Genomic DNA, 19,546 nt, shown 5'->3' on the forward strand with positions numbered 1-19,546 from the left:
GCAGATCTACAACGACCCGGCCAACCAGTTCGTGGCGAGCTTCATCGGCTCGCCGCCGATGAACTTCATTGCCGCCACCCTGATCGTCCAGGACGGCCGCGTGCTGGCCGAACTCGACAGTGGCCGGCAACGTTGTCAGCTGCCGGTCGCAGCGCCGGTGGAAGCGGCGGGGCAGGCAGTGATCCTCGGCATCCGCCCCGAACAGATCGCGCTGGGCCCGGAGCAGGGCAACGGCTTGCCAGGGCTGAGCGCGCAGGTCGATGTCATCGAGCCAACCGGGCCTGACCTGCTGGTGTTCGTCACCCTCAATGGCAGCAAGGTCTGCTGCCGCCTGGCGCCGGATGTGGCGTGCCGGGTCGGCGATAGCCTGCGCCTGCAATTCGACCCGGCCCGGGTGCTGCTGTTCGACGCGCAGAGTGGCGCGCGCGTGGATCGCCCGGCCGGCCAGCCTCAGTCAGCCAGCGCCGCCTCGAACGCCGTCGGCGCAACGGAATAACAACAACAGAAGGACGTATCGCAATGGAGCATCGCAATCGCATCACCACCCTGGGCTCGCTGGCCCTGCTGGCTGCCGTCGGCAGCGGCGCGGCGCAGGCGGCCGAGGCGTTTTCCAGCGACTCGAAATGGATGACCGGGGACTGGGGCGGGACCCGCACCGAGCTGCTCGACAAAGGCTATGACTTCACCCTCGACTATGTCGGCGAGGTGGCCGGCAATCTGCGCGGTGGCTACAACCATGATCGCACCGCGCGCTACAGCGACCAGTTCGCCCTTGGCGCGCACCTGGACCTGGAGAAGATCCTCGGCTGGCACGACGCCGAATTCAAGCTGGCGATCACCGAGCGCAGCGGCCGCAACCTGTCCAATGACCGCATCAGCGACCCGCGTGCCGGGCAGTTCAGTTCGGTGCAGGAGGTTTGGGGGCGCGGCCAGACCTGGCGGCTGACGCAGATGTGGGTCAAGCAGAAGTACTTCGATGGGGCGCTGGATGTGAAATTCGGCCAGTTCGGTCCGGGCGAGGAATTCAACAGCTTCCCCTGCGACTTCCAGAACCTGGCGTTCTGCGGCTCGCAGGTGGGCAACTGGGTCGGTGGCATCTGGTACAACTGGCCGGTCAGCCAATGGGCACTGCGGGTCAAGTACAACGTCGCACCGGACTTCTTCGTGCAGGTCGGCGCCTTCGAGCAGAACCCCTCGAACCTCGAGACCGGTAATGGCTTCAAGCTCAGCGGCAGCGGCACCAAAGGCGCCATCCTGCCGGTCGAGGCGGTCTGGCAGCCGCGGGTCAACGGGCTGCCGGGCGAGTACCGCCTGGGCTACTACTACAGCACGGCCTCGGCCACCGATGTGTATCGCGACGTCAACGATAACGCCCAGGGCATCAGCGGCGACGGCTTCCGCTCGCATTCGAGCAAGCACGGCTGGTGGGTGGTGGCGCAGCAGCAGGTCACCGCACACAACGGCGATGCCAGCCGCGGCCTGAACCTGTTCGCCAACTTCACCGTGCACGACAAGGCCACCAACGTGGTGGACAACTACCAGCAGGTGGGCCTGGTCTACAAGGGCGCCTTCGATGCCCGGCCCAAGGACGACATCGGCTTCGGTGTAGCCCGCATCCACGTCAACGACGACGTGCGCAAGCGCGCCGAGCAGCTCAATGCCCAGCTCGGTGTGGATGATTACGACGATCCACGCTTCACGCCGCTGCAGCGCACCGAGTACAACGCCGAGCTGTATTACGGTTTTCATGTCACCAACTGGCTGACCGTTCGGCCGAACCTGCAATACATCAAGAGCCCGGGTGCAGTGGACAACGTCGACAACGCGCTGGTGGCGGGTCTGAAGATTCAGTCGTCATTCTGAGGCGATTTGTTGTAACTTTACGCACTTTTCTTGTGGCCGCCCTTGGCGGTCGATCGCTGCTCACCACGGCCTGCCCGTGGTGGGCGGAGGTCGCGAATTCAATTACAACAAGAGCTTCAAGCCCATGCCCGAACATCCACTCCACTGCCTCTTCAGCCCCGACCGGCCCAGGCCGACCTTCGAGTGGGCGCGTCATCAGCAGCGTGATGTTCTGGTGATCGATCATCCTCGCTGCCAGGCGGTGTTCAGTCGCCAGGGCGGGCAACTGCTGCATTTTCAACCCACTGGCGAACTGCCGTGGCTGTGGTGCGCGGCACAATGGCCGCATGTGGGTGCCATTCGCGGCGGCGTGCCGGTGTGTTGGCCGTGGTATGGACGCCATCCCAGTGAAGACCTGTGGCCGACTCACGGTTGGGCGCGGCTGCTCGATTGGACGTTGCTGAGCAGTGAACAGGACGAGGAGGGCGTCAGCCTCACCTGGCAGTTGCGCCTGTGCGATTGGCAGGTCGAGCTGCGTGCGCGGCTCTCCAGCACCATGGAACTGGTGCTCACCACCGAACACCAGGACAGTGAAACCTGCCAGCTGAGCCATGCCCTGCTGGCCTACTGGCGTATCAGTCACGTGTCAAAGATAGCGCTGTCTGGGCTCGAAAACGTTGAGGGCTACGACCGCATGAACCGCAGCGCCTGTCGCCAGGCCGGAGCCTTGAAGGTGCACGGCGGCTGTCAGCGGGTATACCCCGGCATGGCCGAGGTCCAGGTGCAGGATGCGGATTGGCAGCGGGCGTTGTGCATCGACACCAGCGACGGCGACGACACGGTGGTCTGGCACCCCGGCAGTCGTCCGTTGGTGGGGGTGACGGGGCGCGAGGCGCGCGGTTTCGTCTGCGTCGAGGCGGCCAGCGGCTGCAACGAAGGCCTGAGCCTGGCGCCGGGTGAACAGGCGCAGTTGCGTCTGCAGGCGCACCGGCTCAGTTGAGTGGTTCGTCCTCGATCGGGTAGCGGCTGGCGTTGAGGCTTTCCTTGATCTTGCGCAGATGCGGCTGGAAATCCACGCCGCGGCGCAAGGTCATGCCGGTGGCGAGCACGTCCAGCACGGTGAGCTGGATGATCCGCGAGGTCATGGGCATGTAGATGTCGGTGTCTTCAGGCAGCGGAATGCACAAGCTCAGGCTGCTGGCATCGGCCAGGGGTGATCCGGCAGCGGTCAGGCTCAGCACCGATGCGCCGTTTTCCCGCGCAGTGCGCGCCACTTCCACCAGTTCGCGGGTGCGCCCGGTGTATGAAATCATCACGAACAGGTCGCCGGTGTGGGCCACCGAGGCGAGCATGCGCTGCATCAGCACGTCAGCGTGCGCCGAGACTGCCAGGTTGAAGCGGAAGAACTTGTGCTGGGCATCCACCGCGACCGGCGCCGAGGCGCCGAGACCGCAGAAGTGAATCTGCCGGGCCTGGATCATCATGTCGACCGCGCGGCTGATCTGCTGCGCGTCGATCTGCTGGCAGGCGCTGTCTAGCGAGGCAATGGCGCTGCCGAAGATCTTCTGGGTGTAGGCTGCCGGGTCATCGTCCGGCTCCACCGCACGGCTCACATAGGCCGCGCCGCTGGCCAGGCTCTGCGCCAGTTGCAGCTTGAGTTCGGGATAGCCGCTGACGTCGAAGGAGCGGCAGAAACGGTTGACCGTCGGTTCGCTGACCTTGGCGGCCTGGGCCAGTGCGGCGATGCTGAAACGGGTGGCCTGTTGCGGGTTGAGCAGGATGACTTCGGCGACTTTGCGTTCAGCCTTGTTGAGGTCGTCGAGGCGTCCCTGGATCTGTTCCAGAAGGTTTCGCACGCGGTCCATGGGGAGTCCTTGGGTCGATGAGGCGGCCAACGGCCAGGGCGGTCGGCTTTCTGCGGTGGTGGCTATCCTACTGTTGGTCGGCAGCGCACACCACTTTTGTAAGGGGAAACTGCCATATGTTGTTAGATTTACTACATGGCCGGTTGAAAATCAGGTTTGAAACCGGTATTTCTACGGCAACTCTATAAAAGAACCACATTTATGGCGCTTATCAGTGTTGAACCCTGCACCCTCGCGGTGTTTGGGGCCTTGGGCGACCTGGCCCTGCGCAAGCTCTTCCCTGCGCTGTACCAGCTCGACCGTGCGCAGTTGCTGCACGCCGACACCCGCCTGCTGGCGCTGGCGCGTGAGGCCGGTACGGTCGAGGCGCACCTGCACACCATCGAATCCCACTTGCGCCGCTATGTGCCAGCGGACGACCTGCAGCCTGAGGCGCTGTCGCGCTTCCTGGGCCGGCTGGGCTACCAGCACCTGGATTTCCTCGAGCCCGAAGGCTACCTCGCCCTGGCCGAACAGGCCCCGGCCGAGCGACCACTGATTGCCTACTTCGCCACGGCGGCTGCGGTGTACGGCGCGATCTGCGAAAACCTGCACGAAGCTGGCCTGGCCAGCCACACCCGCGTGGTGCTGGAAAAGCCCATCGGCCATGACCTGGAGTCCTCGCGCCGGGTGAATGACGCCGTCGCACGGTTTTTCCCGGAAAACCGCGTGTACCGCATCGACCATTACCTGGGCAAGGAGACGGTACAGAACCTCATCGCCCTGCGCTTTGCCAATAGCCTGTTCGAGACCCAGTGGAACCAGAACTCCATCTCCCACGTGGAAATCACCGTGGCCGAGAAAGTGGGTATCGAAGGGCGCTGGGGTTATTTCGACAAGGCCGGCCAGCTGCGCGACATGATCCAGAACCACTTGTTGCAGTTGCTCTGCCTGATCGCCATGGATCCGCCCAGCGACCTCTCGGCCGACAGCATCCGCGACGAGAAGGTCAAGGTGCTCAAGGCCTTGGCGCCGATCACCGGTGAGAGCCTGGCCAGCCGCGTGGTCCGTGGCCAGTACATCGCCGGCTACAGCGACGGCAAACCCGTGCCGGGCTACCTCGAAGAAGACAACTGCAACGCCCACAGCGACACGGAAACCTTCGTCGCTCTGCGCGCCGACATCCGCAACTGGCGTTGGTCGGGCGTGCCGTTCTACCTGCGCACCGGCAAGCGCATGCCGCAGAAGCTGTCGCAGATCGTCATTCACTTCAAGGAAACCCCGCATTACATCTTCGCTCCCGAGCAGCGCCAGGAAGTCGGCAACAAGCTGGTCATCCGCCTGCAACCGGACGAAGGCATTTCCCTGCGGGTCATGACCAAGGAGCAAGGCCTGGACAAGGGCATGCACCTGCGCAGTGGCCCGTTGCAACTGAATTTTTCCGACACCTGGCGCAGCGCGCGGATTCCGGATGCCTACGAACGCCTGCTGCTTGAGGTGATGCGCGGCAACCAGAACCTGTTCGTGCGCAAGGACGAGATCGAGCACGCCTGGTCGTGGTGCGACCAGTTGATCGCTGGCTGGCAACGCAGCGGCGATGCGCCCAAACCCTATGCCGCGGGTTCCTGGGGGCCGATGAGCTCGATTGCATTGATCACCCGAGATGGGAGGGCGTGGTATGGCGATATCTGACCTGCAATTGCCAGAGGGCGTGCAGACGCATCAACTGGCGGACTCGAGCGCACTGGCCTCGACCTTGGCCAATGACGTGGCGCAACGCTTGCGTTCGGCCATCGAGCACAAGGGCCACGCCTGCGTGGTGTTGTCGGGCGGGCGCAGCCCCGTACCGTTTCTTGAACAACTGGCGCAGCAGCCGCTGGACTGGTCGAAGGTCACCGTGAGCCTGGCGGATGAACGCTGGGTGCCGGTCGAGCACGACGACAGCAACGCAGGTCTACTGGCCCGGCACCTGTTGCAGGGGCCGGCGGCGCAGGCGACGTTCTTCGATCTGTACCAACCTGCGGCGGATCTGGAGCACGCGGCGCAACTGGCCGATACCGCTCTGGCCGAGCTGCCGCCGATTGATGTGCTGGTGCTGGGCATGGGCGACGACGGCCACACCGCCTCGCTGTTCCCTGGCAGCCCGCAGCTGAGCGAAGGGCTCGACCCGCAAAGCCCGCGCCGCTGCCTGCCGATGCTGGCCCCGAGCGTGCCCCACCAGCGTCTTAGCATGACCCGAGCACTGCTCGCCAGTGCTGCCTTCACTGCGCTGTCGGTGCAAGGCCCAGGCAAGCTTGCCGCCCTGCGTGCGGCGTTGGCCGCTGACGCGCAGACCATGCCCATTCACGCCTTTCTTCACGATCCCCTGGACATCTACTGGTGCCCATGAGCCAAGGAACAGCCCCCATGACCACCCTCGAACGCCCTCAGCCGCTGCTGACCATGAGCGAAAAGGCCGCGCGCATCGACGCTCTTTGCGAGCAGGCGCGCATCCTGCCGGTCATCACCATCGCTCGGGAACAAGACATCCTGCCGCTGGCCGATGCGTTGGCCGCCGGGGGTATCCGCACCCTGGAAGTCACCTTGCGTTCGGCCCATGGCGTCAAGGCCATTCAGGTGCTGCGTGAACAGCGCCCGGAGCTGTGCGTCGGCGCCGGGACCGTGCTCGACCGCAGTATGTTCGACGCTGTGGTCGCGGCTGGCGCGCAGTTCGTGGTGACGCCAGGCATCACGCCGGCGCTGCTTGAAGCCGGCGTGCAGAGCGACATCCCGCTGCTGCCTGGCATCAGCACTGCCTCGGAAATCATGAGCGGCTACGCGCTGGGCTACCGCCGCTTCAAACTCTTCCCCGCCGAGATCAGTGGCGGCGCCGCTGCCATCAAGGCGTTTGCCGGGCCGTTCGGCGACATCCGCTTCTGCCCCACCGGCGGCGTCAACCAGGCCAACGCACGCAGCTACATGGCGTTGCCCAATGTGATGTGCGTGGGCGGGACCTGGATGCTCGACGCCAGCTGGATCAAGAACGGTGACTGGGCGCGAATCGAAGCGAGCAGTGCCGAGGCCATGGCATTGCTGGAGGGGTAGGGCGTATGCCGCCTGGCAGCCGAGCGCTGGGCTCACTGACGCGCGCGGGTCTGCAGAGTGGTTGTCCAGCGCCCTGAACGGCGCCCATGAAAAACCCGCATCGATCGATGCGGGTTTTTTTGTGAGCTGAAGCAGAAGCGATCTGGCGCAGGTGAGTCAGTCAAGTGACCGGGGCCGCATTACCGCCCCTCGCGTCCAACCCGAGCGACGCGAGGCGCTGCGAAGCACCCTCACCGATCACCGCGCAGCCCAGCTGACTGACAGCCGGCGATCAGGCCGCCTTGGCTTCCTGCTGGCTCAGCGAACGGTTCAGCGCACTGAACAGCGCCTTGAAGCTGGCCGTGGTGATGTTCTCATCGATGCCCACACCATGCACCGCACGGCCCCCCGCCACGCGCAGCTCGATGTAGGCCGCAGCCTTGGCATGGGTGCCCGCGCCGATGGCGTGCTCGTTGTAGTCCATGATTTCCACCGCGACCGGCAGGCCGGCGACCAGCGCTTCCAGGGCGCCATTGCCCTTGCCGCGCCAGTGCAGCGTGGTTTCACCTTCACCGGCGACTTCCACTTCCACGGCGCTGTGGCCGTTTTCTTCCTGCAGGCGATGGCTGACCAGCGCATACGGGGTGTTGGCCTGCAGGTATTCTTTGTGCAACAGGCTGTAGATCTGCTTCGCGGTCATTTCCAGGCCCAAGCGGTCGGTTTCACCCTGCACCACCTGGCTGAATTCGATCTGCATGCGACGCGGCAGGCTGATGCCGTATTCCTGTTCGAGCAGGTAGGTGATGCCACCCTTGCCCGACTGGCTGTTGACGCGGATCACCGCCTCGTAGCTGCGGCCGATGTCGGCCGGGTCGATCGGCAGGTACGGCACTTCCCACAGCTCGCCGTCCTGTTGCTTGGTCAGGCCCTTGCGAATGGCGTCCTGGTGCGAGCCGGAGAATGCGGTGTGCACCAGGTCACCGACATACGGATGGCGTGGGTGCACGGGCAGCTGGTTGCATTCCTCGACCACCTTGCGCACGCCATCGATGTCGGAGAAGTCCAGCTGTGGGTCGATACCCTGGGTGTAGAGGTTCAGGGCCAGGGTCACCAGGTCGACGTTGCCGGTACGCTCGCCGTTGCCGAACAGGCAGCCTTCGGCACGATCGGCGCCAGCCATCAGGCCCAGCTCGGTGGCGGCGATGCCGGTGCCACGGTCGTTGTGGGTGTGCAGGCTGATGATCACACTGTCGCGGCGGTTGATGTGGCGGCAGAACCACTCGATCTGGTCGGCATACACATTCGGCGTGGCCACTTCGACGGTGGCGGGCAGGTTGAGGATGATCTTGTGCTCAGGGGTCGGATTCCACACCTCGATCACCGCATCACACACTTCCTTGGCGAACTCCAGTTCCGTCGCGCTGAAGGTTTCCGGCGAATACTGGAACGTCCACTCGGTATCTGGCTGCTGGGCGGCGTACTTGACGAACAGCTTGGCGGCATCCACAGCGATCTTCTTCACGCCGTCCTTGTCGGTGTTGAAGACGATGCGGCGGAAGGACGGGCAGGTGGCGTTGTACAGGTGGACGATGGCTTTCTTGGCCCCACGCAGCGACTCGAAGGTACGTGCGATGAGGTCTTCGCGGCCCTGGGTGAGGACCTGAATGGTGGTGTCTTCAGGGATGTGGCCGTCTTCGATCAGGCTGCGCACGAAGTCGAAATCGGTCTGCGATGCCGCAGGGAAGGAGGCTTCGATTTCCTTCACGCCCACTTGTACCAAGGTCTTCCAGAACCGCAGCTTTTTCTCGGCGTCCATCGGTTCGATCAGCGACTGGTTGCCATCGCGCAGGTCAGAGCTGCACCAGATCGGCGCGGCTGTGATGGTCTTGGACGGCCAGGTGCGGTCGGGGAGGTCGATGGTGGGGAACGCGCGATACTTTTTCGACGGGTCTTTGAGCATGGTCATGGAAGCAATCCTTGAGTGTGCGGCCTGATCGGGCCTGCCGGCAGAAACGAGGTAAACGGACGAGGCGACGCGATTCACCCAGGTAGTCGTGCACTGACCAGGCAAAGGCTGCGGTGTTGGCGGAGCAGAATGAGGGTTTTTGCGCTTTTCATAGCCTGAACCCTAACCAGTGGCATCAGGCTTGGCAAGCGTTCAGAAAAAATTGGGAGGAATGCTTGAAAGTTGCCTTTAATCGAAATTTTTTATCAGATTTAAGCGGCTATGCCGTTTTTTATTGCCCGATGCCAGTTCGCTCCGCAACTCGCCCCAACCCTCCTCCTGTAGGAGCGGCTTCAGCCGCGATGGGCCGCAAAGCGGCCCCAACGCTGCCATCGCACATGCCCGGTTGTTCACCACGGCGCCCCATCTTGACCATCCCACGCACCCATCCTCAGGGCTGAAACGCCCCAATGAAAATCGCCGGGTCCACCCGCGCGTCATTCAAGCTCACGTTCCAGTGCATGTGCGGCCCGGTCGCCCGGCCCGTCGAACCCACACGCCCCACCACCTCGCCTCGGCGCAATGTCTGCCCCAGCTTCACGTCGATCTTGGACATGTGGCAGAACATGCTGATGAACCCCTGGCCGTGGTCGACGAACACCGTCTGGCCATTGAAGAAGTAGTTGCCGATCAGAATCACCGTGCCATTGGCCGGGGTCTTGATGGGCGTGCCGGCAGGCACGGCGAAGTCCAGGCCTGCGTGAGGGTTGCGCTCTTCGCCGTTGAAGAAACGACGCACGCCGAACTTGCTCGACAGCGGGCCGTTGACCGGCTTGTCGAGGATCAGGTTGCTCGGCAGGGCCGGGCTAAAGCTGCGGTAGGCCTTGATCTGCTCGGCCAGCTCAGCGTCGATGCGTTTGAGGTCGGCCGGGTTCGGATTGACCTGGCGGGTGTTCTTCAAGGTGATGCGCTGTTCGGGGTATTTCTTGCTGCCCACGGTGAAGGGCAGGCTGCGGCTGCCCTGGCTCAGCGTGGCGGTGCCAGGCTTCTGGGTCAGCGGCAGGCCGACGATGGCCAGCCAGGTGTCCTGTTCCTTGACCACCAGCACCGGCTTGCCATCGAAGCGCGCGCTGGGCGCCTGCGCGGCAGGGCCGAGGTCGACCACGGCCACACCGCCCGGCACGGGTTTGTTCAGGGTGCGGGTGATGTAGCTGGCGTGCGCCAGCGGGGTGAGCAGCGCGAGGCACAGCATGAGCAGCGGGGCGAGCGAGCGGGGCATGTGTCAGTCCAGTAGGGAAAGCGTGACCGGGGTCTGGTGGTTGTCTTCGACTCGCACCTTCAGCTCGCCTTCGTTGAGGCGGGCGGTCAGGCGCTGGCCGTTGTGCGTCTGGGCGGCGCTGCGCACGGCGTTGCCGTGCTCATCGAGCAGGATGCTGTAGCCGCGCGCCAGGGTGGCCAGGGGGCTGACGACCTGCAGCGTCTGCACCTGCGCCTGCAAACGCTGGCGGCGGTGCTTGAGCAGCTCGCGCATGGCCCGTGGCAGGCGCTCGGCGAGGCTTTGCAGACGCTGATCGAGCAGCTTCAGGGCGCGACCTGGATGCTGCGCAGTCAGGCGCATCTCCAGGCGGTTGAGCCGCTGCTGACGCTGACTGCTGTTTTGCGCGAAGGCGCGACGCAGGCGCATGTCCAGATCGTCCAGGCGCTGTGCCTGCTGGCGCAGACGCTCCCCGGGATGGCGCAAGCGGCGGCTCTGCCCGTCCACGCGCAGGCGGTCATGCGCCAGACGGTTGCGCATGCGCATCACGAGGCGCCGCTGCAGGCTGTCGAGGCGCTGTTGCAGGCCGCTGCTGTCCGGTGCGAGCAACTCGGCCGCAGCCGACGGCGTAGGCGCGCGCACGTCGGCCACGAAGTCACTGATCGAGACGTCGGTCTCATGGCCCACGGCGCTGACGATGGGTGTGACGCAGGCGGCTACGGCACGCGCCACGGCCTCCTCGTTGAAGCACCAGAGGTCTTCCAGCGAACCCCCGCCACGGGCCAGGATCAGCGCATCGAAGCCTTGGCTATCGGCCAACTGCAAGGCGCGCACGATCTGCGCAATCGCCTCACGGCCCTGCACCGGCGTGGGAATCAGGTTCAGTTCCACCTGCGGGGCACGGCGGCCGAACACACTGATGATGTCGCGGATCACCGCTCCGGTCGGCGAGGTGATGATGCCGATGCGCTGCGGGTGCGTGGGGAGTGGCCGTTTGCGCTCGGCGCTGAACAGGCCTTCGGTGGTGAGTTTCTCCTTCAGCGCCTCGAAGGCCAGGCGCAGCGCGCCGTCGCCGGCGGCCTCGACGCTATCGACAATCAGCTGATAGTCACCGCGCCCTTCGAACAACGATACCCGCCCACGCACCCGCACCGCCAGGCCGTCACGCAGCGCCTGGCGCACCCGCGTGGCGTTCTGCCGGAACAGCGCGCAGCGTACCTGCGCGCCGCTGTCCTTGAGGGTGAAGTACAGGTGCCCGGACGCCGGCCGGGCAAGGTTGGAAATCTCGCCTTCGACCCACACGCTGCGGAAGACATCTTCCAGCAGCACGCGAGCGCGGCCGTTGAGTTGGCTGACGGTGAGAACTTCGCGGTCCAGGCCGAGCCGGTCGAAAGGGTCTTTGATCATGCCGGCATCATAAAGGACATGAGGCGTTGATGCACCGGCCGCGCGGCGGCGCACGCTTCCTACCGCTTGCGTCGAATTTCCAGGCTTACCGAGCGCGCTGCGCCGCCCTAGGTTGTGTGCACCAACCACGCTGGAGGCTCCATGTACGACCTCGATGCCACGACCTACCGTTCGACCGCGTTTGACGCACGTGAGCGATCCATCTCTTTTCTGGTCATCCATTACACCGCCGCGCCCTTCAACGCCTCGATCAACGCGCTGGCCAAAGGCCGCGATGTCAGTGCCCACTATCTGGTGCCCACGCCCGACGATCCCACGTATCGACGCGCCGGTTTCGACAAGGTGCGGATATTCAGTCTTGTCGACGAACATCAACGTGCCTGGCATGCTGGCGTCAGCGCCTGGGCGAACGAGAGCGGCCTGAATCATTCGGCCATCGGCATCGAGCTGGTCAATGAAGCCTCGTTCAGCAACGGACGATTCGAGTTTCCGGCCTATTCTTCCGAACAGATCGCAGCCTTGATCCAGCTGTGTCAGGCCATCATCGAGCGTTACCCCGCCATCACGCCTTGCCGGGTGCTGGGCCATAGCGATATTTCCATTGGTCGCAAGAGTGACCCCGGTGCGGCGTTTCCCTGGCTGCAACTGCATCGCGCAGGCATCGGCGCCTGGTACGACGAGGGTCTGAAGGCCGACTACCACGCCCAGTTCAGCCGGCAACTGCCCGATCCCACCGCCATTTTCGACAAGCTGCGCCAGTATGGCTACAGTGTTCCGGCGCAGCCTGAGCCCGCGTTCCGGCAACGCCTGCTCAGAGCGTTCCAGCTGCACTTTCGCCCCGACGACCACCGCGGCGCTCTGGATGCGGAAACGGCTGCGATCCTCTATGCATTGGTGGATCGCTACAGGACGTGAGCCAGGCGCCAGGCCAATGGCTTGTTACGGATCAACCAGGACTTGGCATGATGCTAGCCCAGCTGTCGTTCACACCCCTTGAGTGGCTGCCCATTCTGCTTGGCATCGCCGCCGCCTATGTAGTGTTCGGCATCGCCGGCTTCGGTACTGCCCTGGTGGCGGGCCCTGTGCTGATCCACTTCATGCCGCTGTCGCAGATCATTCCCTTGCTGGTGCTGCTGGATTTCGTCGCGGCCTTCGGCAATCTGCTGCCGTCGCGCCGGGATGTGGTGCGCAGCGAGCTTTTGCGGCTGCTGCCGTTCATGGCGTTGGGGTGCACGCTGGGCGTGGTGTTCCTGCTGCAGCTCAAATCCGACCTGTTGCTGTTGCTGATGGGCCTGTTCGTCACGGCTTATGCCGTTTACGGCCTGGCGGTCAAGGTACGTCCGGCGCAGCTGTCGGCTTGGTGGGCGGCACCGATGGGCACAGTGGGCGGGTTGTTCGGCGCGCTGTTCGGCAGTGGCGGCTTTCTCTATGTGCTGTACCTGAGCGCGCGGTTGCAGGCCAACGAACAGGTGCGCGCCACCCAGAGCGCGCTGATCAGTTGCAGCACCCTGGTGCGGTTGTCGCTGTTCCTGATTGCCGGGGTGTATGCCGATGTGGGCCTGCTGATGCTCGCGGTGTGTCTGTTGCCGGTGATGTTCGCGGGCCTGTGGGCAGGGCGTCGGTTGAGCCATCGGTTATCGCGCGAGGCCTTCGTGCGGCTGGTGACCTGGCTGGTGTTGGCCAGTGGCCTGGCGCTGATCGGTCGCTACCTGAGCACTTGATCAGCGGGTAGAATTGCCAGCTTTCACGCAGTCTGCAGGAACTGTCATGAATTCCCAGCGCATCATCGTTCCGAAAATGTCCAGCGTCATCGCCCATGAAGCTCGCGCCCGGGCGATCCTGCGCTGGCTGGTGCGCGAGCGGGTGATCGAGGAGCAGCCCAGCACCTGCGGCAGTACTGGCAACCGCATGGGCTACGCCCTGGCCGACGGCGCGCGCAAGGTTGCGCTGCACCCTGAGCGACTCCCTTTCGGCGAGCCGGTCAACGGCCTGGAGGTGGTGCTTGATCGCTGCATCTACACGCCCACCGATGGCTTTCTCGAAGAGGCCGGCTGCGCGGAGTGTCGGCGCGAGGTGGGCGAGCCGTTGTTCGACAGCCTCGAAGAGTGGATGCCGGGGCTGACCGATAACTTCACCTGCCCGTTGTGCGGGCATGAAGACGACATCAACGGCTTCCTGTTCCTGCAGCCCTGTGCGTTTTCCAACCTGGGCTTCATCTTCAACGGCTGGGGCAATGCAGGCTTTACCGACAGCTTTCTAGACAGTTTCGCCGATTGGCTCGACCAGCCGATCGCCGTGGTTCAGGTGGATCGCCCGTAGCCGGCGGTGACGGCCTGGATGGGCCAGGCGAGGGAGGGCCGCTGGTAAGTCGGCGCTGAATTTGCATTGAGCGGCGGGGCGTAAATCGGTATGATGTCGCGCTTCCATTTTCCCGCCCGGGAGCCGCCCGCGATGCTGCGTATCAGCCAAGAAGCCCTGACCTTCGACGATATCCTCCTTGTACCTGGCTACTCCGAGGTACTGCCCAACGAAGTCAATCTCAAGACCCGTTTGACTCGTGGCATCGAGCTGAACATTCCCCTCGTTTCCGCCGCCATGGACACCGTCACCGAAGCCCGCCTGGCCATCGCCATGGCGCAGGAAGGTGGCATCGGTATCGTCCACAAGAACATGACCATCGAGCAGCAGGCCAGCGAAGTGCGCAAGGTCAAGAAGTTCGAAGCGGGCGTGGTCAAGGACCCGATCACCATCGAAGCCGACGCCACCGTGCGTGACCTCTTCGAGCTGACCCGGATGAACAACATCTCTGGCGTTCCAGTCCTCGAAAACGGCGACCTGGTCGGCATCGTCACCTCCCGTGACGTACGTTTCGAAACCCGTCTCGAAGCCCTGGTCCGCGAGGTGATGACGCCTAAAGAGCGTCTGGTCACCGTCCGTGAAGGCGCTGACAAGAACGAAGTCCGCGAGCTGCTGCACAAGCACCGTCTGGAAAAGGTCCTGATCGTCGACGCCGCGTTCAGCCTCAAGGGCATGATGACCGTCAAGGACATCGAAAAAGCCAAGGCCTACCCACTGGCCAGCAAGGACGACCAGGGTCGTCTGCGCGTAGGCGCTGCGGTCGGCACCGGCAAGGACACCGCCGAGCGCGTTGCCGCGCTGGTCGCTGCAGGCGTTGACGTGGTGGTGGTCGACACTGCCCACGGCCACTCCAAGGGCGTGATCGAGCGCGTGCGCTGGGTCAAGGAAACCTACCCGCAGGTCCAGGTCATCGGCGGCAACATCGCCACCGGTGCCGCGGCCAAGGCCCTGGCCGAAGCCGGGGCAGACGCCGTCAAGGTCGGTATCGGCCCAGGCTCGATCTGCACCACGCGTATCGTCGCCGGTGTCGGTGTGCCGCAGATCAGCGCCATTGCCAACGTCGCCGCCGCCCTCGAAGGCACGGGCGTACCGCTGATCGCCGACGGCGGCATCCGTTTCTCGGGTGATCTGTCCAAGGCCATCGTCGCCGGTGCATCCTGCGTGATGATGGGCTCGATGTTCGCCGGTACCGAAGAAGCGCCGGGTGAAGTCGAGCTGTTCCAGGGTCGCTCCTACAAGGCCTACCGTGGCATGGGCTCGCTGGGCGCGATGGCTCAGTCCCAAGGCTCGTCGGACCGCTACTTCCAGGACTCCTCGGCCGGTGCCGAGAAGCTGGTCCCGGAAGGCATCGAAGGCCGCGTGCCGTACAAAGGCGCGCTGGCAGCGATCATTCACCAGCTGATGGGCGGCCTGCGTTCTTCCATGGGCTACACCGGCAGCGCAACCATCGATGAGATGCGCACCAAGCCCGAGTTCGTCCGCATCACTGGCGCCGGCATGGCCGAGTCCCACGTGCATGACGTGCAGATCACCAAAGAAGCCCCGAACTACCGCGTAGGCTGAGGCTTTCAACAACATCCTCAAGCGGGGCTGTCATGCACAGCCCCGCGTCGTTTCCGATTTCCACTGACGAGATTGAGTCATGGCCCTCGATATTCACGCCCACCGCATCCTGATCCTCGATTTCGGCTCCCAGTACACCCAGCTGATCGCCCGCCGCGTGCGCGAGATCGGTGTCTACTGCGAGCTGCACCCGTTCGACATGGACGACGAAGCGATCCGCGCCTTCAACCCGCGCGGCATCATTCTCGCTGGCGGCCCTGAGTCGGTGCACGAAGCCAACAGCCCGCGCGCACCGCAGGCCGTGTTCGACCTCAACGTGCCGCTGTTGGGCATCTGCTACGGCATGCAGACCATGGCCGAGCAACTGGGCGGCAAGGTCACCGGTTCCGAGCTGCGCGAATTCGGCTACGCCCGCGTCGACGTGGTCGGCAAGAGCCGCCTGCTCGACGGCATCGAAGACCACATCGACGCCGACGGCGTCCTGGGCCTGGACGTCTGGATGAGCCACGGTGACAAGGTCACCTCGATGCCGGCCGACTTCCACGTCCTGGCCAGCACCCCAAGCTGCCCGATCGCCGGCATGTTCGACGACGCCCGCGGCTACTACGGCGTGCAGTTCCACCCGGAAGTGACCCACACCAAGCAGGGCGGTCGCATCCTCTCGCGCTTCATCCAGGACATCTGCGGCTGCGAAGCCCTATGGACTCCGTCCAACATCGTCGAAGACGCCATCGCCCAGGTGCGTGAGCAAGTCGGTTCGGCCAACGTCCTGCTCGGCCTGTCCGGCGGCGTCGACTCGTCCGTGGTCGCCGCGCTGCTGCACCGCGCCATCGGCGACCAGCTGACCTGCGTATTCGTCGACAACGGCCTGCTGCGCCTGCACGAGGGCGACCAGGTGATGGCCATGTTCAAGGAGAACATGGGCGTCAAGGTCATCCGCGCTGACGCCGAGGCCCAGTTCCTCGACAACCTGGCCGGCGAAGCCGACCCTGAGAAGAAGCGCAAGATCATCGGCCGTACCTTCATCGACATCTTCGATGCCCAGGCCAGCCAGCTGGAGAACATCCAGTTCCTCGCCCAGGGCACCATCTACCCCGACGTGATCGAGTCGGCCGGCGCCAAGAGCGGCAAGGCCCACGTGATCAAGTCGCACCACAACGTGGGCGGCCTGCCGGAAGAGATGAACCTGAAGCTGGTCGAGCCCCTGCGCGAACTGTTCAAAGACGAAGTGCGCAAGATCGGTCTGGAACTCGGTCTGCCGTACGACATGGTCTACCGCCACCCATTCCCCGGCCCAGGCCTGGGCGTGCGCATCCTCGGCGAAGTGAAGAAGGAATACGCCGACATCCTGCGCCGCGCCGACCACATCTTCATCGAAGAGCTGCGCAAGGCCGACTGGTACCACAAGACCAGCCAGGCGTTCGTGGTGTTCCAGCCGGTGAAATCGGTGGGCGTGGTGGGTGATGGCCGTCGTTATGCGTGGGTGGTTGCACTGCGTGCGGTTGAAACCGTGGACTTCATGACCGCACGCTGGGCGCACCTGCCTTACGAGCTGCTGGAGACGGTGAGCGGCCGTATCATCAACGAGATCGAAGGGATTTCGCGGGTGACGTACGATGTTTCGAGCAAGCCGCCGGCGACGATTGAGTGGGAGTGATCCCGCGTCCGGCACTGCCCGGTACGATCTAGCACGAAATGCCCTGAAGCCCGCGTAATTGCGGGCTTTTGGCTTTTTGGGTTTGGCAAGTGTTGGCCGCTTTGTACGTGAGCACGCACCGTATTCCATGCCTACCTGAAACTTCTCCCAGGCACACCCTCTTCGACGCGCGCTCAGGAACCCGAGAGAAGCTGAGCCCGCGTTAGGCCTGGCACAGTCATCTGTCCAATCTGATCAACCATCCCAAACCCTGAAGCCGCCTATCCGTCACTTGCAGCAGCGGCCTATTGCGGATCAGCACTGTAGACCAGCCAACTCGACCCCAGCCTACCCATGAGTCAGCCCAGTCAACGTATCCGCAATATTCTTAGTACGTTGCGCCGTCCCCTCGGTCGCGCGGCTCGACGCCTCCAGTGCATCGAGCATTTCCCGCAACGCGCTGACGCCAGAGGATTGGTCTTCGATCTGCTGAGCAACCCGCTGGATCTCACTGGACAGCAGTCCAATATCCACGCCGATTTCCGCCGCATTCTTACGGGTGATTTCCGCCAGTTTGCGCACTTCATCCGCCACTACCGCAAAACCCCGCCCCAGGTCGCCCGCGCGCGCCGCTTCAATCGCGGCATTAAGCGCCAGCAGGTTGGTCTGCCCGGCGATCTGCTGGATCACCTGCACGATCGACTGGATGCGCAAACTCGACCCGGCCAGCGTACGCGCGCCTTCCACCGCCACATCCGCCTGGCTGGAAAGGCCTTCCACCGTGGTCCCGGCCTGTGCAGACACGGCGTTCTGCTGGTCGATCGTGCCCACGAGTTCGTCCATCGACGCGTGCAACTCACCCGAGTAATGCTTGAGCTGCGCGGCGATGTCCTCCTGCTGACGCTCGGCATGGGCCAGCACCATGCCCAGGTCTGCCAAGCCTTCGAACACGTGCAGGATATTGCGGTCCAGCCCACGGGTATTGAGGGTATTGCTGAAGTCCTTGTTCTTGAACGCGGTAATCTGCTTGACCACCACATGGTTCAACCCTGCCAGCTTCTTCACCTGGCGCCGTAGGAAAAATGCCTTGAACTCGCCGTAATGGGCGATGAAGTCGTCCACGTAGTCATCACTGAAACTCGCGCCCTTGGCCACCCGGAAGAAGAAAATCGCCGTCAGCGTCTGATTCAGGTTCAAGCCCAGAATCTCCCCGAAGGTCGAAAACCCCGCCACCGGGACATCATCAAAGACGCCGGCCATGCTGCCCAGCTCGGTGCCATTGTTCAGCCGGCGCAAAATGCAGTCATTCAAGATTCCCGCCACCGGCTGGCCACCCTTGCCACGCAGGAACTGCTCATAGTCCAGGCGGGTCGCCTCGCGCAACGGCGTACGCCGCACCATCACCAATTCCTCGCCCGGCGCCACGTCGCAAAACAACTGCACGATCTGCTGCTCATAATCGATGCGCGCGATGGATCGGACAAACAACTCACTGCCCACCCGAATCGCAAACGAATAGTCCGCCAGCTTCGACTCCAGCGCCTGGGGAGCACAATTGAACGCATCACACAGCGCTTGCACCATGCTCTTGATGTTGCCGTGGCTATCGATCACCTGGTCAATCGTGCGGTCCTCCACCGACGCGGTCAGCACATTGAAGGTCAAGTCCGCCGGTTTGAAGTTCTGGCTCTTGAATACCCCAAAGCGCACATTCGCTGCCGTCTTGAGGAACACGATCTGAGCATGGTTCTGATAGCTGCGCTGGCCGTCATGAATCAGCGTCTTCTGGAAGTCCGACTTACCCCCGGCCGATCCCCCTACAAACAAACAAGGGAACCGCCCCGACTCATACAGCGCCTCCATGAAAAACGACTCCGACGCCGACAACCCGTCGAACACCACGTACGCCAAGGTATCGCGATGATCGATCGACATGCGTACCTGCACTCGCCTGATGTTGGCCACCAACTTGGCGATCCGCTCCTGCATCTCCAACCGCTTGCCGCCCCCACGAATGTCCTCACACTCCAACGGCACCATCACCACCTCGGCCGAGGCGATCAGGCTGTCGTCGAACAGCTGCAGTACGACCCGGTCCCAGCGCTCGCCCGTGGCGCAATACAGCGAATTCGGTGCATTGCAGAGTTCGCCGGAGGTGGTGCACAGGCTGATGGTGGATTGCGGAAAGCGGCGTCTGAGCTTGGCGCAGATGGCGTCGATGTCCAGGTGCGGCGAGACGAAGCCGGTGATCAGGGTGGGGGTGATGCGCAAGGCGGCGAGGGCGGCGTCCAGATCGTGGGCAGTGCTGGTGATCGTGGCGGTGCCTTGATGATCGCCCCGGGCTTTTTTCAGACGGGAGAGTGGGTTCATGGGGTGGGCTCGATGGGGGAGGGGAGGCATGCGATTAGTAGGTCATCGGCAGGTTTTGCGGGGGCTGGAGGGGGACTGTGACGGATGGACGCGGTTTCAAGGACCGTCCAATCATCCGACTCCTGCAGTCGGTGAGGATGTGCAGCAAATTCTCTGGGTAGAGTTTGGGTAGGTAGTCAGTACGCGAGTCTCAGACTTCAGCCACTGCGTTGTGATCGCGGGGCTGGTGAACCGCAAGCTTGCTCCAGGATTTAACACCTCTG

General features: G+C 63.7%; 16 protein-coding genes. 11 read left to right on the forward strand and 5 right to left on the reverse strand.

Going from position 1 to position 19,546, the window contains the following annotated elements; all coding sequences use genetic code 11:
- The 3 genes from RT028_RS06425 to RT028_RS06435 all read left to right on the forward strand — a co-directional run.
- Nucleotides 1-496 (forward strand): TOBE domain-containing protein (locus tag RT028_RS06425; RefSeq protein ID WP_312933661.1); only part of this gene is annotated, 496 nt, incomplete at its 5' end.
- A gap of 23 nt (nt 497-519) precedes the next feature.
- Entirely contained in the window at nt 520-1,863 is a 1,344-nt protein-coding gene (locus RT028_RS06430) for a carbohydrate porin (protein WP_312933663.1), read from the forward strand.
- A 124-nt stretch (nt 1,864-1,987) separates the two neighbouring features.
- Nucleotides 1,988-2,842 (forward strand): D-hexose-6-phosphate mutarotase, encoded by an 855-nt coding sequence (locus tag RT028_RS06435; protein WP_312933665.1) that lies wholly within the window; start codon nt 1,988-1,990, stop codon nt 2,840-2,842.
- Here RT028_RS06435 and hexR read toward each other — a convergent pair.
- Nucleotides 2,835-3,698, reverse strand: coding sequence for a DNA-binding transcriptional regulator HexR (gene hexR / locus RT028_RS06440; RefSeq protein ID WP_312933704.1), 864 nt, complete (start codon nt 3,696-3,698; stop codon nt 2,835-2,837). The two genes, RT028_RS06435 and hexR, sit on opposite strands and share 8 nt — an antisense overlap.
- A 210-nt stretch (nt 3,699-3,908) precedes the next feature.
- Here hexR and zwf point away from each other — a divergent pair, with 210 nt between their 5' ends.
- The 3 genes from zwf to RT028_RS06455 are packed head-to-tail and all read left to right on the forward strand — an operon-like array spanning nt 3,909 to nt 6,770.
- The gene (gene zwf, locus RT028_RS06445; RefSeq protein ID WP_312933667.1) at nt 3,909-5,378 is read left to right on the forward strand and encodes a glucose-6-phosphate dehydrogenase; all 1,470 of its coding nucleotides are present in this window, start codon (nt 3,909-3,911) and stop codon (nt 5,376-5,378) included.
- Nucleotides 5,365-6,075 carry a 6-phosphogluconolactonase gene (gene pgl / locus RT028_RS06450; protein ID WP_312933669.1) on the forward strand — a complete coding sequence of 237 codons (711 nt, stop codon included), beginning with the start codon at nt 5,365-5,367 and terminating at the stop codon, nt 6,073-6,075. The genes zwf and pgl overlap by 14 nt, the downstream gene beginning before the upstream one ends.
- A 17-nt stretch (nt 6,076-6,092) precedes the next feature.
- Nucleotides 6,093-6,770: a bifunctional 4-hydroxy-2-oxoglutarate aldolase/2-dehydro-3-deoxy-phosphogluconate aldolase gene (locus tag RT028_RS06455; RefSeq protein ID WP_312933671.1), complete on the forward strand. Its 678-nt coding sequence runs from the start codon at nt 6,093-6,095 to the stop codon at nt 6,768-6,770.
- A gap of 271 nt (nt 6,771-7,041) precedes the next feature.
- On the opposite strand, the gene leuA is transcribed toward RT028_RS06455, so the two are convergent.
- From leuA to xseA, 3 genes are all read right to left on the reverse strand, one after another.
- The gene (gene leuA, locus RT028_RS06460; protein ID WP_312933673.1) at nt 7,042-8,715 is read right to left on the reverse strand and encodes a 2-isopropylmalate synthase; all 1,674 of its coding nucleotides are present in this window, start codon (nt 8,713-8,715) and stop codon (nt 7,042-7,044) included.
- 430 nt (nt 8,716-9,145) lie between these two features.
- Nucleotides 9,146-9,973, reverse strand: a complete 828-nt coding sequence (locus tag RT028_RS06465; protein ID WP_312933675.1) for a peptidoglycan DD-metalloendopeptidase family protein — start codon at nt 9,971-9,973, stop codon at nt 9,146-9,148.
- Nucleotides 9,974-9,976: 3 nt separating this feature from the next.
- Entirely contained in the window at nt 9,977-11,356 is a 1,380-nt protein-coding gene (gene xseA / locus RT028_RS06470) for an exodeoxyribonuclease VII large subunit (protein ID WP_312933677.1), read from the reverse strand.
- Nucleotides 11,357-11,497: 141 nt separating this feature from the next.
- Between xseA and RT028_RS06475 the strand changes: the two genes are divergently transcribed.
- The 5 genes from RT028_RS06475 (at nt 11,498) to guaA (ending at nt 16,934) form a co-directional block, all read left to right on the forward strand.
- Nucleotides 11,498-12,271, forward strand: coding sequence for an N-acetylmuramoyl-L-alanine amidase (locus tag RT028_RS06475; protein WP_312933679.1), 774 nt, complete (start codon nt 11,498-11,500; stop codon nt 12,269-12,271).
- A 50-nt stretch (nt 12,272-12,321) separates the two neighbouring features.
- A complete protein-coding gene (locus RT028_RS06480; protein ID WP_312933706.1) occupies nt 12,322-13,077 on the forward strand; it encodes a sulfite exporter TauE/SafE family protein in 756 nt (251 codons plus the stop codon).
- Nucleotides 13,078-13,123: 46 nt separating this feature from the next.
- Nucleotides 13,124-13,675 carry a sugar ABC transporter ATPase gene (locus RT028_RS06485; RefSeq protein WP_312933681.1) on the forward strand — a complete coding sequence of 184 codons (552 nt, stop codon included), beginning with the start codon at nt 13,124-13,126 and terminating at the stop codon, nt 13,673-13,675.
- A 132-nt stretch (nt 13,676-13,807) separates the two neighbouring features.
- Nucleotides 13,808-15,277, forward strand: a complete 1,470-nt coding sequence (guaB, locus tag RT028_RS06490; RefSeq protein ID WP_312933683.1) for an IMP dehydrogenase — start codon at nt 13,808-13,810, stop codon at nt 15,275-15,277.
- A 79-nt stretch (nt 15,278-15,356) separates the two neighbouring features.
- Nucleotides 15,357-16,934, forward strand: a complete 1,578-nt coding sequence (gene guaA / locus RT028_RS06495) for a glutamine-hydrolyzing GMP synthase (protein ID WP_312933685.1) — start codon at nt 15,357-15,359, stop codon at nt 16,932-16,934.
- Between the two features lie 327 nt (nt 16,935-17,261).
- Here guaA and RT028_RS06500 read toward each other — a convergent pair whose 3' ends face one another.
- Nucleotides 17,262-19,283 carry an FIST N-terminal domain-containing protein gene (locus RT028_RS06500; RefSeq protein WP_312933687.1) on the reverse strand — a complete coding sequence of 674 codons (2,022 nt, stop codon included), beginning with the start codon at nt 19,281-19,283 and terminating at the stop codon, nt 17,262-17,264.
- Nucleotides 19,284-19,546 lie beyond the last annotated feature (263 nt).

Origin of the sequence: Pseudomonas sp., from assembly GCF_032058845.1 — a bacterium.
Taxonomy (GTDB): Bacteria; Pseudomonadota; Gammaproteobacteria; order Pseudomonadales; family Pseudomonadaceae; genus Aquipseudomonas.